Source organism: Bacillus sp. NEAU-242-2 (assembly GCF_027853835.1).
GTDB classification, from domain to species: domain Bacteria; phylum Bacillota; class Bacilli; order Bacillales; family Bacillaceae; genus Bacillus; species Bacillus velezensis.
On the sequence record NZ_JAPNNY010000001.1, the window covers coordinates 178,559 to 194,408 of the forward strand.

The window sequence follows — 15,850 nt, forward strand, 5'->3', positions numbered from 1 at the left end:
AGGCACCTATCCATTTTGCCCTTTTTCCTGAGCGCTAAACATCCGCTACCACCCGATCGGCTCGTTTCCGACAACCTCTCTCGTTTTTCCTTTGAGCGTATGGCGGTGCGTTTTCCGTCCTTTCTCCCGCGGATCGTAAACGACGCCGCCGTGCTGGATCTGAATCGGCTCATTGTAGGCGGCAAAGGTGGTCTCTGAAAGCTCATGGTAATGTGTTCCGTCAACCCTCGGGATGGCAGGGCCGGAAATGCCGTAATACCTATGAAAATGGCCGTTTTCAAACGAGGTGATGCCCGTATAGAAATGTGTATGCTCATCTGTATTGCTGCCGTTCTCCGGCTGCGAAAAGCCTTCGATCACATGGTAATGCCCCTGCACTACATCCGTAACAGCCCGGTATGCGTGTGTGTGCGGAGGTTTTTTTGACCAATCGGACTGATACAGGCCCACAAAAGATCACTCCTTTATTTTTTGATAAACGCCCAATCAAAAATTGGTGGGCTGAATACTCTGTTATCATCTCAAATTTATTCTTGGAGGTACCTAAATTATGAATGAAGAATACACATACGAAGCAGATAGTGATATGAGACAGTTTGGACGGCCCGGATTTGGGTTTGGACGGCCGGGCTTCGGGTTCGGGCGTCCCGGATTCGGATTCGGCTTCGGGCGGCCGGGTTTTGGTTTTGGCCGGCCTTGGTTTGGCCGCCCTTGGTTTGGCGGGTTCGGACGGCCGTTTGGTTTTTACGGCGGACCGTTTGTCGGAGGGCTTGTCGGGGGGCTTGTCGGAAGCGCTTTGTTCAATCCGTATTTGTACGGAGGTTACGGCTACCCTTACTATCCGTATTACTACTAAGACAATCAAAAAGGGCTCCTTTCAGGGGCCTTTTTATATAGGCCTAATGTCTTGACTTGGCGGGCAAAGTTCGGATATTATTTTATTTTACTGCCTTAAACAAAAGGCATAAGGATTATGATGAGAGGGGGATTTGATATGATTCTGGGTTATATCTTCCTCACAATTGCTATTTTATCAGAGTCAATCGGCGCGGCCATGCTGAAGGTCTCCCGCGGATTTACGCGGTTTTTGCCGAGCGCGCTTGTAGTGGCAGGCTATTCATTGGCCTTTTATATGCTTTCACTGACACTGAATCTCATTCCGCTCAGCTTATCCTATGCAACATGGAGCGGAGCCGGAACGGTGCTCGCATCCATTATCGGAGCGAAATGGTTTCATGAAAAACTGGACAAGCAGGCCGTCATCGGACTTGTATTCTTATTGGCCGGTGTCATTCTGATGAATTGGTAGAAAGGAGAAGCATGATATGAAAGGATTACTCTGCCTGGCATTAGCCATTGTATCAGAAGTGTTTGGAAGCACGATGCTGAAGCTGTCGGACGGTTTTACGCACTTATGGCCCGCTCTCGGCGTCATTGCCGGAATCGGAGCCTCTTTTATGTTTTTGAGCTTCTCTTTGAAAAGCCTTGATTTATCCGCCGCATACGCGACATGGTCAGGTGTCGGCACGGCTTTAACGGCAATTGTCGGCTTTTTTGTTTTTAAGGAAGCCATGACAGCCAAAATGATGATCGGGCTTATTTTTGTCATCACGGGCGTCATCCTGCTGAACCGTTCCAAGTCTCAAAAAGCTAAAAAAAATCAAACGGCCCGGAGCTGACCGTTTGAACTCGTCAAGCGCGGGCAGCTTTTACTTCAACCTCAAGCTCCATCTCCACGTTTCCTTGGATCGCTCGTGAAATCATACAGGAGGACTCCGCTTTTTGCGCTAACTTCCTGGCGAGCGTAAAGTCCGTTTCGGCTGCATCCGGCTTTAATAATATAAACGGGCGGTGAATGATTTTCTGGTACGTGAACACACCGTTCGTGACGTCTACAATTCCTTCAGATTCCATATGTAGATCTTCTTTATCCAGACCGCTTCTTTCCATCATCGCCGCAAGCGTTATAATATAACAGGTCGCGGCCGCTCCAAGCAGCATTTCATCAGGATTTGTGCCTTCTCCGGGTCCGTCCATTTCCTTAGGAATGGACACAGCCGTTTCCAGCCGGCCGCTTTTAATATCGCCGACGTCATTGCGATTTCCGGGCCAATTTGCTTTTAAATAAAAGTGATGTTTTGCCAAGGGACAAACCTCCTTTTTTTTCAGTTTACTCACCTTTCACTGGTTTGTCTTTTTTTAAGCTCACGAATACTCTTGATTGATCACTCTTTTTATCGTACGGACAAACCGGTAAAATTCCTCCGTTTTTGTGAATTCCCTTTCGCGGTAATCAAAATTATCAAAAAACGCTTCCCGCTGTTCTCTGCTGATCTCAAGCTGTATACTAAGCCCGGTTTGAGCCTGGTTATTGATATTTTCGGTGTCAACCCCGGCCAGACCGGTTTTTGAGGTTGCCAATTCTGCAGGAAATCCGTTTCGTTTGAGAGCTCTCACCAATTTTTTCGCCCGCTTCCGGTCGCTTCCTCCGACAAGAGTATTTTTCTCGTCGCCTTTATAACCGTGAACTGCGATAACATAATGGTGCTGCTTAATGCTTTCGACTGCTGAAGGCTCATCGAACTTGGTGCTCGTAATATGAAGAGTCTGGTTATCATGCGCTTTTAATCCCTCAAACAGGTAGGTTGAATAATCATCCCTGAAAGAGCGGACGATCTCGCTCACCCCGCCCTCAATTCTCCCTCCGTGCGGCGACATGATCAATACGGGGCTCCCCTTTCGCTTATTGTACGATATATGATAATCATCGGGGTCTTCATGTTCAGCCAGATCTTTAAAATCTGTGTATGTATCAGAAGAATTCGAGGGATCAGGGTCTGACGCATAATGAGCACATCTTATTAGTAAGACCATTGCTACGATAATGATGACATTAAGTAAAATTCTTTTCATCAGCTCTCCTTCTTTGCTCCTTTCTGAAAAATGAAATATTCATTATATGGATTTTTGTCAATAGGTCTTATCTTAACATTCTATTAACATTATCATCAGTGAAAAACTTCCCGGTTTCGAAAAATCAATGGATTGTCACGGTTCAAGCGCTCAAATGCCGGGCATCAGTGAAAAAAGGTTGAGAGAGGGCAAAAAAAAAGGGAGGAACGCCCGAATTTTCAGGGGCGGGAGATTCACGGCCGGAAACGGACGGCATCAAGAATACGCTTTTAAAAATGAATATCCGCCTCCCGAAGCAAATGCGCAGGACAGAATGGAGCCCGTCAAAAAAGTTCTCATCTGCCTTTTTGTACAGCAAAATGCCGTTACAGCCCGCTCATCCCCTTTTTTTATCATAATGGTCCGTTTTGAAATAGAGCCGTCTTTTTTCATATATATAATATCAATCGGAAGCTGTTTTTCCAAGGAATGTCTCAATATGATGTTCATGTGTATACCTCCTTCCGCCGGATTCATCATAAACGAACAAACGTTCCGATCCAACTCGATTTCTTCTCCTGAAAAAGCCGCAAGTAACCAGCTCTCCTGAAGGACAAACAAACTGACCGAACATACGGCCTGTTCATATGGTATAGAGAGAATCGCCAGAATGGGAGGAAAAGTATATATGTTTGGTTACTCAATGGTACAAATGGTGCGGTCAAATGCTCATAAGCTGGACTGGCCGCTCAGAGAAAACGTATTACAGTTATATAAACCTTTCAAATGGACACCTTGCTTTTTGCACAATTTTTTCGAAAAAAAGGTGAAAAACAGAAAGAAAATGTCAGTCATCATTGAATTTGAAGAGGGCTGCCATGAATCCGGTTTTCACAGCACAGGACAGGTCTTATCAAAAGAAAAACGCTGCACCATAAAAAAGCAGTTTCAAACAATCAACTGCTGCAGCGCCGAAGTCACTCCGTCCGCCCTTCACATGCTTCTTTCGCAATGCCGGGATATTCGTAAAATCTATTTAAACCGTGAAGTAAAAGCTCTCCTTGATACGGCAGCTGAATCGTCTCATGCAAAAGAAGTGACCCGTAACGGCACCGTATTAACAGGAAAAGGCGTAACCGTCGCCGTTATTGATACCGGAATCTATCAGCATCCCGATTTAGAAGGCAGGATTATCGGATTTGCGGACTTTGTCAATCAAAAGACAGAACCGTATGATGACAACGGGCACGGCACCCATTGCGCCGGTGATATCGCAAGCAGCGGCGCTTCATCTTCGGGTAAATATCAGGGGCCGGCGCCGGAAGCCGATCTGATCGGAGTCAAGGTTTTAAACAAATCAGGATCAGGAACCTTGGCTGATATCATTGAAGGTGTGGAATGGTGCATACAATATAATAAAGAACACACAAAGAACCCGATCAGAATCATCAGCATGTCACTGGGCGGAGATGCGCTCAGATATGATAAAGAAACGGACGACCCGCTCGTCAAGGCCGTTGAAGAGGCATGGAATGAAGGAATCGTCGTCTGCGTCGCCGCGGGCAACTCCGGTCCGGAAGCTCAAACGATTTCAAGCCCCGGTGTCAGCGAGAAGGTCATCACGGTAGGCGCCTATGATGACAATGATACAGCCAGCAATGAGGACGATACGGTCGCTTCTTTCTCAAGCCGCGGCCCGACGGTGTACGGAAAAGAGAAGCCTGACATTCTTGCGCCCGGGGTCGATATAGTATCTCTCCGTTCTCCGCGTTCATATCTTGACAAATTACAGAAATCAAACCGAGTAGGCTCCTTGTATTTCAGTCTTTCGGGCACGTCCATGGCCACTCCGATCTGTGCGGGCATCGCTGCCTTAATCCTTCAGCAAAACCCGCAGCTTTCGCCTGACGAAGTGAAAACATTGATCAAACAAAGTCCGGATCAATGGACAAATGAAGATCCGAACATTTACGGAGCGGGCGCAGTGAACGCTGAAAACGCCGTGCCGAAAGAGTAACCTTTTTATCATGAGAACGGGGTCGTCTGCACCGGCAGATGACTCCGTTTTTCAGGTGAATAGATGAAACATTTATAATGAAGGAACTCGGAACAGGTCAGAACCGGCTGTCAGAAAAAAAGATCAATGCAAGGCGGTGTATTTCTAAAAAAATAGGGAATAAGTATGGTGTAGATAAAAGGAGGAATCACAATGGCACTTACAAACACCGAATTGTCTGAATGGCTGCAAAAACAGATCGGACAAACGCTTGATATCAGAAAAGGAGAGCTGACAGACAGCCGAAACGAGATTTCTGATATGGACCGGATCATGCTTCACCTTGATGATGTTCTCGTCCGGCGGACAAACCATCCCGATGACTATGTAGCGGATGAAGAACTCGTCTTAAAAGGGCACGGCACAACCTATACGGAGGAAGGAAATGTCCCGCTTCCTCAAGATGCGTATGAAATTCCTCTGCTCGGCGACATTACCATCCAAAAGGAGCAAGACGGATTAAAGGTACATACAGATCGGGCCGTGTATACAATCGGGACCCGGAAAGAGCAATAAAAAGAAAAAACGCCCTGAATCAGCGGCGTTTTTTTATTGGTTTTTTTCTTCAGAATATCCGTGGAACATCGTGAATGCGCAAAGCATAATGCCTAAAATAATGATAATCGGGAGCCAGATCACGGCAAACTTATAATCCGGTTCGGCAAAAGCGCCTATGACCGCCCCAAAGCAATACAGAACCAAGGCAAGTGCGCGCAATACAGCATCTCTCGTAAACTGCTTCCGCTTGTCCGCTTTGTAAAACCTTGCGGTGAGATCTTCAAAAAAATTAGCGAGCGTTCCCGTTAATACGGTCGTGGAAATCCCCGCTACACCAAGTTTTCTCGCGGCTGTCGTCTGCATTCCCATTGCGAAGCTGAGCAGCATAATCAGCACATAAACAGAAATGGCATCTGCAAAAAAGCAAGAGAACAAAGCAAACAGCAGCAAAACAGCTCCTTCAATAGCTAAAGCGGCAGTTACCGCAGGGGGCCAGAATGATTTCTTTTTATTGCCCACAAGCAGGGCCGCGGCAATAACGCCGGCAATAAATCCGATTAACGAGGTTAACGATTTGAGTACGGCAAGGTGCCATGAATTGCCGATCGCCAGGCCGAACAGAACGATATTCCCCGTCATATTGGCAGTAAAGATATGTCCCAGGCTTAAATAACCGATCACATCCACAATTCCCGCTGTTAAACAAAGAAGTAAAAGTGCAATATTTCGGTATGTAGTCACTGTCAATGTGATCCAATCCTTTCTTATGCTGATTCCAACATATAAGTTTACTCTTTGCCATTTCATATGTCCAGCCGGCGTGCCGCTTTTTCAAAGCATAAAAAAACTCCGGCGAACCGGAGAAGTTACTGAACGATAAATAATACTCTCGTGCCGTCGGAATAGCCGCTCATTTGATTTCCAACCCATGAACCGGCCCCGCGGTTATCCGACGGGGTTACATATCTGATATCAGCCCCCGCCCCGCCTTCTGTGCAGACTGCCATGGGCCATTCATCACGGTCAAACCCGGGCTTTGTCGGAATTCCTTTCAATGATTCTTTCCTTCTATTCTCCGCTCCGCCCCGATCAATTGTACAAATCTCAGAATGACCTGCCGAAATGGCGTCTTTTATATGATTTCCCGTCTCTGGATATTTTGACAGCGGGAAATACAGCACCTGATCGTATCGGGATGCGGCACGAGCAGCACTGTCCGAATGGATGCCGGCGCCCGTAAGGCCGAACTGAAGAGAGATCACCAAAAGCAGACTTGCCGCCCATTTCATAAACGCATTCATTCACATCCTCCTTAAGAAGTTGATATGAAGCGTAAATATGTATATTAGCCGGATTTAACACACATGATGAATTGGCAAAAAAAGTTTGCTGTTTTGTTGATAATTAACGAAAATGGCGGCTTTACGATTTATCTATTGAACCGGCTTCTGTTTCCTTATATATTTTAGACATACTTATGAGCCGTTGTGATCAGTGTCTTCGGCAGATAAAAGGAGGAATGCCGTCCGGTCGGCAGGCACCGGCTGTTGGTTATGTCTTTTCAAAAACATGAAGGCGGGGAAATCCAGATGGAAAAAACAATGTTTCACCCACACTCACCCGAGTTTCACGAAGACCCTTTTGCGGTTTTAAGCAGATTCAGAGAGCAGGACCCCATACATAAATTCGAACTGCAGCGTTTCGGAGGCACCTTTCCGGCATGGCTCATCACGCGTTATGATGATTGTATGGCGTTTTTAAAAGACGGCAGAATTACGAGAGATGTAAGACGGGTCATGCCGAAGGAGCTGATCGCAAAGCTGAATGTCAGCGAAGATATCGATTTTGTCTCAGAGCATATGCTGGCAAAAGACCCTCCGGATCATTCACGTCTTCGATCTTTGGTGCATCAGGGGTTCACTCCCCGGATGATTGAGCAGCTTCGCACCGGGATAGAGCAGATCACAGAAGAGCTGCTGGATGAAATGGAAAAAAAAGCAGACCCTGATATTATGAGAGATTTCGCGGCACCCCTTCCGTTTATCGTCATTTCCGAGCTGCTCGGAATTTCGAAAGAGGACCGCGCCAAATTTCAAGTGTGGACTAACGCGATGGTTGACACGTCAGAAAGCGGACAAGATGCGACCAACCAGGCTCTCAAAGAATTTAAACAATATATGAAAACACTGATCGAAGAAAAAAGAAAACATCCGGCTGAAGATCTGACAACCAAGCTTATTTACGCTGAAGAGGACGGCCAAAAGCTGAGTGAATCAGAGCTGTATTCCATGCTGTTTTTGTTAGTCGTTGCCGGGCTTGAAACAACGGTTAACCTTCTCGGCTCCGGCACCCTGGCGCTTCTTCTGCACAAAGACCAGATGGAGAAGATAAAGCGGCAGCCCGAAAATATCCAGACGGCGGTCGAAGAGCTTTTGCGTTACACCTCTCCCGTCATCATGATGGCGAATCGATGGGCGCTTGAAGATTTCACCTATAAAGATGTTTCTATTAAAAAAGGCGATATGATATTTATCGGCATCGGTTCAGCCAATCGGGACCCGGAATATTTCGATGATCCTGATACATTAAATATAGCGAGAACACCGAACCGTCATATCTCTTTTGGATTCGGCATTCATTTTTGTCTCGGGGCTCCGCTCGCCCGGATGGAAGCATCCATTGCCTTTACTTCGCTTTTAAAACGGTTCCCGAATATAGAGCTGAAAGGCGCGCCCGAGGATGTAACATGGAGAAAAAACGTGTTTTTGAGAGGGCTTGAAACATTGCCTGTCAGATTTTAATATCGCCCCCTGTTTATCGGGGGTTTTTTTAATGTCTTATAAACAGGAAATCAATATAATAGTAAATATTTAGTACATAATGAATTTAGTTCTATGTATAAAAAAAACGGCCGGATTGCTCCGGCCGTTCTCTATTACCGTTTTACCAACTCATTTGTTTCGTCCAGCTTTTTTCTGAAAGATTTAAGGAAATTTGCGCTTATCGTTCCTTTGTTTGCGTACAGTTTTTCGCAGAATGCCTTAATGGCGTTTTGCGGCTTTGGTTCCGACAGCATTGTGACATGATTGGAGGAGTGGACGTCCAGCAGGTGAAAGTGTTTCATCTGGTGTTCCCATTCTTTCCAATACGCATCATGGTCTAACGGAATTTGTTCTTCCTCTGCTGTCAGATAACGTTCAAGATCTCCGAGGAACAAACCGCTTTTATTACGGAAGTAGTAGCATTGCAGCGCTTCCGGATGAGGCAGCGGCTTCATGTCATACTCTTCCATTCCGTAAGCGAGCTGCGTCTTCATCATTTGCTCCAGCTGCATCCGGATCGCTTCTTCGGATTTTGGCAGACCGCGCTTTTTGGCAAGGCCGATCAATTCTTTCAATACTTCTTCTTCCTCAGCCTGGACGGTAATGTCTTCTCTGCTGATTAATGCCTCTTCAAGGTTTTCAGGCTTAAGATATGCCGTAAGCATCGTATTGATCGTTTGCAGCATGACTGACTTAACAGATGGTTTTCTTTCTTTCCATTTTTCACTGTACGGGGTGTCGATCATGACGGCGCTTTTTACTGTATGACCTTCCTCCTGCAAGAGGCGCGCGGTTTCATATGCAAGCATTCCGCCCAAGGAATATCCGCCGAGGTCATAAGGGCCTTTCGGCTGTACCGCTTGGATGATTCTCATATAAGAAGCGGCCGTCTCTTCGATTCCTTGCAGCGGCTCTTTCCCTGTCAAACCTCTTGCCTGGATGCCGTAAAAAGGACGCTGACTCTTTTTGGCGAATGGCTGGTATGCTTCAACGCCTCCTGTTCCGCCGTGAAACCAAAAAACAGGACGGCCTTTTTCTCTTTCATTCAGCTTGACGAGTTCGGGAAAATTCCGGCCCGCCTCATGCGGTTGGTTCGTTTTTAACAGCATGCCGATCTCCTGAAGAGTGCTGCATTTCTGAAGAGCTTCCAGACTGATGCGGCTGTCTCCGTCCTCAAGTTTTTTCAGCAGCTGAATACAGGAGATTGAATCGAATCCGTATTCAGTCAGGGGCTTATTTTGATCAATTTCCGCTGCCTTCATCCCCAAAATGTCAGCCACAATGTCAGCTGCGCTCTCGCGGCGGAGCTGAGGGTCCTGGGAAACCGGTGCAAGGCTGATCTCTTCTGGCTGACCGCCGTTCCAATACTTGTGGTGTTCAAAAGGATATGTCGGAAGCGGCACTCTTTGAACAGATTCGCCTTGGTGGAGTCTGTCCCACGGTATATCCGCTCCTTTCACCCAGCAAAATGCAAGCTTTTCCAGATTGTTTTCAGCCAACAGCGTCTCCGTGACGACTGTACCGAGAGTCCCTTCCAGTAAAACGCCGATATCTCCTGATCCAGTCTGCTGACTGCCTGTAAAGAAGCTTTTCATTCCATTGCTTTCTTCGGAAAATGCTCTGTACTCTTTCAGTTTTTCCAGCAATTCATCTTGATTGCGGGCAACGAGTGCCAAGCGGCAGTTCATCGCCTCACGGCCGGTCTGAAGCGTATAAGCAATATCCCGCAATGACGGAGTATCTCCAGTTTGCACAAAATCAGCCAGCTGACCTGCGGCCGCCTTAAGACGCCCTTCGCTCTTAGCAGAAAGCACGATAAGCTGCGGGTCATGCTCAGATTCTTTGTCTTTATGGCTCGGGCTGTACTGTTCCAAGACGACATGCGCATTCATGCCGCCGAAGCCATAGCTGTTAATTGCGGCCCGGCGCGGGATCGGTCTGCCCGTATGGTCGGTGAGCTGTGTCCATTCCTGATTGTCTTCGGTGAAACGGAAGCGGCTTTTTTGAATAGCCATTTGCTCATTTGCAGCTGTAAATCCGGGAATGCCCGGGATGGTATGATGCTTCATGGCCATCGCTACTTTTATAAGGGCGGCCAGTCCGGAAGCGAGTTCGCCGTGCCCGATGCAAGGTTTCACGGTGCTGATATAACAAGGCGTGCTTTCCTCTTGATTTGCAGACTCGCCGTAACCCGCTTTGATTGCATTAAACTCCAGCGCATCTGCCATTTCGGAGGCAATGCCGTGCGCTTCAATATAAGTGACGGTTTGCGGATCAACATCGGTGTCTTCGTACGCTTTTTTCATCGCGGCCTTCATTCCCGCCGGATTCGGTGCGTGAAGCGACATGCCTTTACCGCCGTGAGACACTCCTGTTCCTTTAATGACCATGTGAATATGATCGCCGTCTTCAATTGCCGCCTCAAGCGGTTTGATGATGATCACGCCCGCCCCTTCGCTTCTGACAAAGCCATCCGCATCTTTTTGGAACGATTTCGCCCGGCCGTTTTTGCTTAAATATCCCATTGAGTCAAAACCGATAAAACCTTTCGGCGATTGCAGAATATTGGCGGCGCCCACGACAGCCTGCTCACATTCGTTATGACGGATTGATTGAACCGCCCTGTGCAATGCCACCAGCGTTGACGTGCAGGCAGCCTCGTAATATTCACTCGGTCCTTGTAAATTCAAGGCATATGATATCCTGTTCGGAATGATGGACGGAATGGCTGTTCCATTGTTCGGATCGCTGTTGCCCGCGGCAACGAAAACGCCTGTCGTCCTGCTTGATAATGCCTTATTTGTCAGGCCCGCATCCTCCATTGCCTTCCATGTATGCATCAAAAGCAGAAACTGCTCCGGCCCCATTTGTGATGCCTCTTTAGGAGAAATTCCGAAAAAGAGCGGGTCAAATTCTCCGACACCGTCAATAAAACCGCCCCATCTGAGACTCGTGTCATTCTCATCGCCGGCGTAACGGCGCCAGTCCCAGCGGTCCGCCGGAATTTCGGTAATACAGCGATCCCCGTTTACGATGTGCCCCCAAAAAGACTGGATATCCGGGGATTGCGGAAACTGAGCTGACATACCGATAATCGCGATTCCTTGCTTGACATCGGCGTTTTCACAAGGCGTATGCTGTTTCTTCGGTAAAGTGCGCTCTTCTGTTTCCGTGACCCCAGCCTCTTCTGAATGCTTATGATCGGCAAGCAATTGAGAAAACTTGCTCTCATATGCTGACGCGAAGTGGCGGGTCAGCTCCTCCGCCGTCGGATACTCGAAAAACAATGTTGGATTCACATCGATGTCCGCCTCTTGGCCGATCTCTTTTGTCAGCCCGATCAGACTCGCTGAATCAAGTCCCAATTCCATGATATTCGCGTCAGAACGAAGAGAGGACGCGGGTTCATCCATCATCTTGGCGAGCTTGCCAAGGACGTAGCTGCGGATATCATCTGTCAGACTGCCGGCAGAAATCGGTGCTCCCGCATTCTTAACAGCCGTTCGGGCCGGCTGATTCATCTGTTCGGTTTTCGGGCGGAACCGTTTCAGGGCATAGCCTTCAAAACGCATCACCACTTCCGATCGGCTGCTGATGACATCTGCGTTAATCAGAATCATTTCCCCCGTTTGTTTGGCCAGCTTGATGTGCAGCCAGCAATCGGTAAGATTTTCCGGGCTGCTGAAGGTGACGGAATTAATGCCGAACGGCAGATAGCTTTCCGCCTCTGTTTGGTCCAATAAAGAAAGCGAGGCCAAGTAAGCACTGTTGGCGATTAACGGATTTATGGCATAATGATGCGCTTGTTGTGAGTCGCTATTGTTCAGGTTCACTTTCGCTAAAACGGCATCAGTGCCTTTGTACAGGCGGGTGATCGTTTTAAATTCTTCTCCCCACACGACGGTTCCCGTTCCGTCTCCGTATAACTCATCTATCCGGCCCACTTCCCGGTATGAGCGCTGAATGGCCGCCAGATCCGCGTGCTGCTTTTGAAACGGATACGGGCTGCACTCGGCATACGCCGCTATGCTCCAATCAGGAGACGTGCGGCTGCGGTGCATTATGCTCAGTTCAAATCCATCCCCGTTTTGTTTCGATTCTGTTTTCAGCTCGATGCGATCGCCTTTTTTTACGGTAATGGGGCTGACGTAATTCAGTTTTTTAATATGTCCTCCCTCTGCTTCAGGAAAAAGATCACAAAAATGATCGACTGCCAGACTGTTATATGTAGCGCCGACGAGTACCGGTTCTCCGCTGAATTGATGCCCTTTCACGTATGGGTCGTCATCACTGTATACCGCCTGAACGCCGGCAGCGTTTTCTGATTCACCGAAATGAAAAGAAGTCCCGTGGTCAAAAGCGTAGGCCGGCAGATGAACGGCGTGCTCTTGCTGCAACTGATCAAACGTGATATTCTCTCCTTTTTCCCATTGCCGCGCACGCCGGCCGATATCAGAATCGGAGAAATTGAGATTCCGCTGATCCATGCGGTAAGCGGCCAGTTTTTCCGACAGTTCCTGAACGGAAGCAGCCGTAAATGCCGCCCGATACTCCGGATGATGCGTTCTTTTTTGCAGCGCGGATGCGATGGCGGCCGGATGAAGAGATGGCGTCTTTTCTAAAAAGGCCGCCAGTCTCTCAAGATAGGCTTCAAAACTCCATTTTGTTTTCGCTGACACAGGGAAAATATATTCCTCATTGCCGTGACGGGCATGATTAGAATTCGGATTGATATATTCTTCTACGATGAGATTTGCATATGCCCCGCCTGCCCCGAAGGAATTGATCATGCTTCTCCGCGGTATGATGTCTCCCGTCTCGGCATCCTTCAGACGCTCCCAATACTCGGTTTTCTCCTGCAGGTAAAAGGCCGTTTGTTCAAGCGCGATATTCGGATTTTGCGGTTTTGCATTAATGGTTGGAACTAATGTTTCCCGCTCCATTTGCAGCAGCACTTTCGCGAGCTGGGACATCCCGGAGGCCGCCTCTAAATGGCCGAGATTTGACTTGACGGATCCAAGCGCGCAAAATCGTTTTTTATCGGTATATTGCGAGAACGCGTTTGTCAGGGCAATGACCTCAATCGGATCTCCCAATACAGAGCCGTTTGCCGCTGATTCAACATAACTGATTGTTTCCGGATTGATTCCGGCCTTGTCAATGGAAGCCGCCATGAGCTTCGCCTGCTGTTTCGGATCCGGAGCCGTGTACATCTGCCTTCCGCCGCTATGGCACAACGCGCTGCTTTTAATGATCCCGTAAATATGGTCTTTGTCGGCAACCGCTTTGGAGAGCGGCTTCAAGAGCACTGCTCCGACTCCTTCTCCCGGCATCAGGCCCGTGCCGGTTCCGAAGCTTTTGCTTTCACTTCCCTGCTCAAGCAAATTCGCCCGTTCGAGCGCATCATATTTAGACGGTTCAAGCGTGAGATTGACCCCTCCGGCAATCGCCATGGAACAGCTGTTAAGCTTCAGGCTTTCACAGGCGAGATGAATGGCGCTCAGTGAGCTGGAGCATGCGGTCGTAACGCCCATGCTCGGACCCGTTAAATTGAAAAAGTGGGAAATGCGGTTGGCGATATGCCAATCCCCTCCGTTAGAGCTGAGTGCAGCTTTTTCCAATGACGGGATATTCCAGAAATATTGATTGTACATACTGCCCATAAATACACCGATCCCGCTGTCTGATTCCTGCCATTCGTTTACTCTTTCTAACGAGTAGCCGCCGTTTTCAAATGTTTCCCATACGGTTTCAAGGCTTAGACGGAGCTCAGGCGTCATCTCCATCACATGGTCTTCCCGGATGTCAAACAAGTGATGGTCAAAAGCGTCAATATGCTTCAGAAATCCGCCGTACCGTGTTTTGCGTTCTTCTTTTCGTGTTTCTTTTGCCATCGTTTTCAGAAGACCGGACTTCCATCTGTTTTCCGGAGCTTCCGTAATACAGCTGTCTCCGGCTTTTAAATGCTCCCACAGCTCATCGAGGGTTTCAGACTCGGGATAGCGGCCGCTGATGCCGATAATGGCAATGTCGTCACGATCTGAGCGATTATCGGTGACGTTTTCTGTTTCCGGCTTTGGCGCTTTTGGCTCTTTTTGTTCAGTGATAAATCGCCGCGTTTCCGTGACAAGCGGCACCGGTTCATTCATTGCAGGTTCCGGATGCTCCGTTTCAGGAGGCGCTTGATCGGCTCCGAATGCCTGTTGCAGCTTATCCGGGTAAGTTTCCAGCAAATACTCGGCAAGTTCTTTCGTATTCGTGTGTTCAAATAAGACCGTTTTCGGCAGCTCGCCCGTCAATGTTTCCAGTTCACGGATAAAATTCACCTGCAAAATGGAGTCGATGCCGTATTTTTCAAAGCTGGTTTCCGGCTGAATGCGCTCGGGAGCAAGCTTTATGGACTTGGCTAACGTTTCTTTTATGAATTGCACCGTCCGGTCTGTGACTGAGAAAGACGGTTCTGTGAAATCAGCCGGCTCTTTGGAAGCCGCAATTTCTTCAACCGCCGGCGCGTCCGGCTGCTTTTGCCTGATGACGCCGTCGCTTTCTGCCGCCACGATCTGCTGGCCGAGGTGATGTGACGATTCCGCCATAAATGTAACGTACCGATATCCCTCGCTTTCCAGCGCAGACTGCCACGCTTCAGGATACAGCCCAGGGCATCCGGGAATACGCAGTTTGGCGTCTTCATACAGCCACCAGCCTTCCAAAAGACCGAATGTCAGATGAGAATAAACCGAATGGCTGCTGATCTCATTTAATAGCAAAATCCCATTCTTTTTAAGCACCGCTTTGGCATTGCGAAGTGTCCGCCGAATATTTTTTGTCGCGTGAAGCACATTTGCCGCAATTACCGCGTCATATGCACCCGCCTCTATACCCTGCAAAGCCGGGGGCTCTTCCACATTAAACCGCTTATAAGTCAAATACGGATTGTCGGGACCGTATTCTTTTTCAGCATGCATGAAAAAGGCCTTTGACAGATCGGTGTAGCAATATTCTTTCACATGAGGTTTGACCTCTTTTAATCTTTTGAAAACGGCCGCGCTCGTCCCGCCCGTCCCCGCTCCGATCTCTAATATCCGGATTTCCGCGTTCGGGTCTTCTTTCAGGCGTTCTTCAATGAAAGCCGTCAATGTGTCAGCGAGCACCTCATTAAAGTAGTCTGCCGTTTCATTGTTTTTATAGATTCCTTCAACCAATTCCATTGAGGAATCAGGAAACAGAACATCAGTGGCAGAAACTCTGCCGGATAAAATATCCGGCAAAGCTCTGAGAGCGGTCTCCACTAAGGTGATCATCGCCCGTTTGCTGCTGTCCTTGAGTAAAGGAGCTTTCTTTTCATCCCATTCTTGCCACAGAACGTCCGCACGCTCTATCGGACCCGTTAACACATACGTACTGCCAGACTGTTTCAAAAAGCCTTTTTGCACCAAGATGGAGATGCTTTCTTCCAGCCACCTGCCGTAAAACCCCTGCATGACAGGCTGCGTTTCGTTTTCCGTAAAAAATCCGACAGATTTCAGCTGGCCTGCCAATAGTTTGTAAAGAAGATCTTCAGTGTTTTGCAAAGCCGTCCCCT

General features: G+C 48.1%; 13 protein-coding genes. 6 read left to right on the forward strand and 7 right to left on the reverse strand.

The window, feature by feature from the left end; all coding sequences use genetic code 11:
• Positions 1-45 precede the first annotated feature (45 nt).
• Positions 46-450, reverse strand: a complete 405-nt coding sequence (locus OWN49_RS00610) for a YmaF family protein (protein WP_070081859.1) — start codon at positions 448-450, stop codon at positions 46-48.
• 100 nt (positions 451-550) lie between these two features.
• Here OWN49_RS00610 and OWN49_RS00615 point away from each other — a divergent pair, with 100 nt between their 5' ends.
• From OWN49_RS00615 to erbB, 3 genes are all read left to right on the forward strand, one after another.
• A complete protein-coding gene (locus tag OWN49_RS00615; protein WP_015239898.1) occupies positions 551-856 on the forward strand; it encodes a hypothetical protein in 306 nt (101 codons plus the stop codon).
• A 138-nt stretch (positions 857-994) separates the two neighbouring features.
• The gene (gene erbA / locus OWN49_RS00620; protein ID WP_003154071.1) at positions 995-1,309 is read left to right on the forward strand and encodes an SMR family multidrug efflux transporter EbrA; all 315 of its coding nucleotides are present in this window, start codon (positions 995-997) and stop codon (positions 1,307-1,309) included.
• Positions 1,310-1,325: 16 nt separating this feature from the next.
• Complete coding sequence (erbB, locus tag OWN49_RS00625) at positions 1,326-1,679, forward strand: SMR family multidrug efflux transporter EbrB (protein ID WP_003154073.1); 354 nt, start codon at positions 1,326-1,328, stop codon at positions 1,677-1,679.
• Positions 1,680-1,692: 13 nt separating this feature from the next.
• Here erbB and OWN49_RS00630 read toward each other — a convergent pair whose 3' ends face one another.
• The 3 genes from OWN49_RS00630 to OWN49_RS00640 form a co-directional block, all read right to left on the reverse strand.
• Positions 1,693-2,145: an OsmC family protein gene (locus OWN49_RS00630; RefSeq protein ID WP_070081858.1), complete on the reverse strand. Its 453-nt coding sequence runs from the start codon at positions 2,143-2,145 to the stop codon at positions 1,693-1,695.
• Positions 2,146-2,205: 60 nt separating this feature from the next.
• Positions 2,206-2,913, reverse strand: coding sequence for a poly-gamma-glutamate hydrolase family protein (locus tag OWN49_RS00635; RefSeq protein WP_003154076.1), 708 nt, complete (start codon positions 2,911-2,913; stop codon positions 2,206-2,208).
• Positions 2,914-3,168: 255 nt separating this feature from the next.
• A complete protein-coding gene (locus OWN49_RS00640) occupies positions 3,169-3,402 on the reverse strand; it encodes a hypothetical protein (RefSeq protein ID WP_015239897.1) in 234 nt (77 codons plus the stop codon).
• 178 nt (positions 3,403-3,580) lie between these two features.
• On the opposite strand from OWN49_RS00640, the gene OWN49_RS00645 reads away from it, so the two are divergent.
• Together OWN49_RS00645 and OWN49_RS00650 are read left to right on the forward strand one after the other, a co-directional pair.
• The gene (locus OWN49_RS00645; RefSeq protein ID WP_043867149.1) at positions 3,581-4,909 is read left to right on the forward strand and encodes a S8 family peptidase; all 1,329 of its coding nucleotides are present in this window, start codon (positions 3,581-3,583) and stop codon (positions 4,907-4,909) included.
• Between the two features lie 192 nt (positions 4,910-5,101).
• A complete protein-coding gene (locus tag OWN49_RS00650; RefSeq protein ID WP_077722227.1) occupies positions 5,102-5,464 on the forward strand; it encodes a hypothetical protein in 363 nt (120 codons plus the stop codon).
• Between the two features lie 33 nt (positions 5,465-5,497).
• Here OWN49_RS00650 and OWN49_RS00655 read toward each other — a convergent pair whose 3' ends face one another.
• Positions 5,498-6,253, reverse strand: a complete 756-nt coding sequence (locus OWN49_RS00655; RefSeq protein ID WP_077722226.1) for a YoaK family protein — start codon at positions 6,251-6,253, stop codon at positions 5,498-5,500.
• A gap of 59 nt (positions 6,254-6,312) precedes the next feature.
• Entirely contained in the window at positions 6,313-6,747 is a 435-nt protein-coding gene (locus OWN49_RS00660) for a NucA/NucB deoxyribonuclease domain-containing protein (protein WP_007611576.1), read from the reverse strand.
• A 288-nt stretch (positions 6,748-7,035) separates the two neighbouring features.
• Here OWN49_RS00660 and OWN49_RS00665 point away from each other — a divergent pair, with 288 nt between their 5' ends.
• Entirely contained in the window at positions 7,036-8,247 is a 1,212-nt protein-coding gene (locus tag OWN49_RS00665; protein ID WP_176283332.1) for a cytochrome P450 family protein, read from the forward strand.
• Positions 8,248-8,381: 134 nt separating this feature from the next.
• On the opposite strand, the gene OWN49_RS00670 is transcribed toward OWN49_RS00665, so the two are convergent.
• A complete protein-coding gene (locus tag OWN49_RS00670; protein WP_176283331.1) occupies positions 8,382-15,839 on the reverse strand; it encodes a beta-ketoacyl synthase N-terminal-like domain-containing protein in 7,458 nt (2,485 codons plus the stop codon).
• Positions 15,840-15,850 lie beyond the last annotated feature (11 nt).

What these genes read in the sequence shown, in the direction of transcription:
- OWN49_RS00615 (WP_015239898.1), top strand. Translation starts at nt 551, where the DNA reads ATGAATGAAGAATACACATACGAAGCAGATAGTGATATGAGACAGTTT.
- erbA (WP_003154071.1), top strand. Translation starts at nt 995, where the DNA reads ATGATTCTGGGTTATATCTTCCTCACAATTGCTATTTTATCAGAGTCA.
- erbB (WP_003154073.1), top strand. Translation starts at nt 1,326, where the DNA reads ATGAAAGGATTACTCTGCCTGGCATTAGCCATTGTATCAGAAGTGTTT.
- OWN49_RS00635 (WP_003154076.1), bottom strand. Translation starts at nt 2,913, where the DNA reads ATGAAAAGAATTTTACTTAATGTCATCATTATCGTAGCAATGGTCTTA.
- OWN49_RS00640 (WP_015239897.1), bottom strand. Translation starts at nt 3,402, where the DNA reads ATGAACATCATATTGAGACATTCCTTGGAAAAACAGCTTCCGATTGAT.
- OWN49_RS00645 (WP_043867149.1), top strand. Translation starts at nt 3,581, where the DNA reads ATGTTTGGTTACTCAATGGTACAAATGGTGCGGTCAAATGCTCATAAG.
- OWN49_RS00650 (WP_077722227.1), top strand. Translation starts at nt 5,102, where the DNA reads ATGGCACTTACAAACACCGAATTGTCTGAATGGCTGCAAAAACAGATC.
- OWN49_RS00655 (WP_077722226.1), bottom strand. Translation starts at nt 6,253, where the DNA reads ATGAAATGGCAAAGAGTAAACTTATATGTTGGAATCAGCATAAGAAAG.
- OWN49_RS00660 (WP_007611576.1), bottom strand. Translation starts at nt 6,747, where the DNA reads ATGAATGCGTTTATGAAATGGGCGGCAAGTCTGCTTTTGGTGATCTCT.
- OWN49_RS00665 (WP_176283332.1), top strand. Translation starts at nt 7,036, where the DNA reads ATGGAAAAAACAATGTTTCACCCACACTCACCCGAGTTTCACGAAGAC.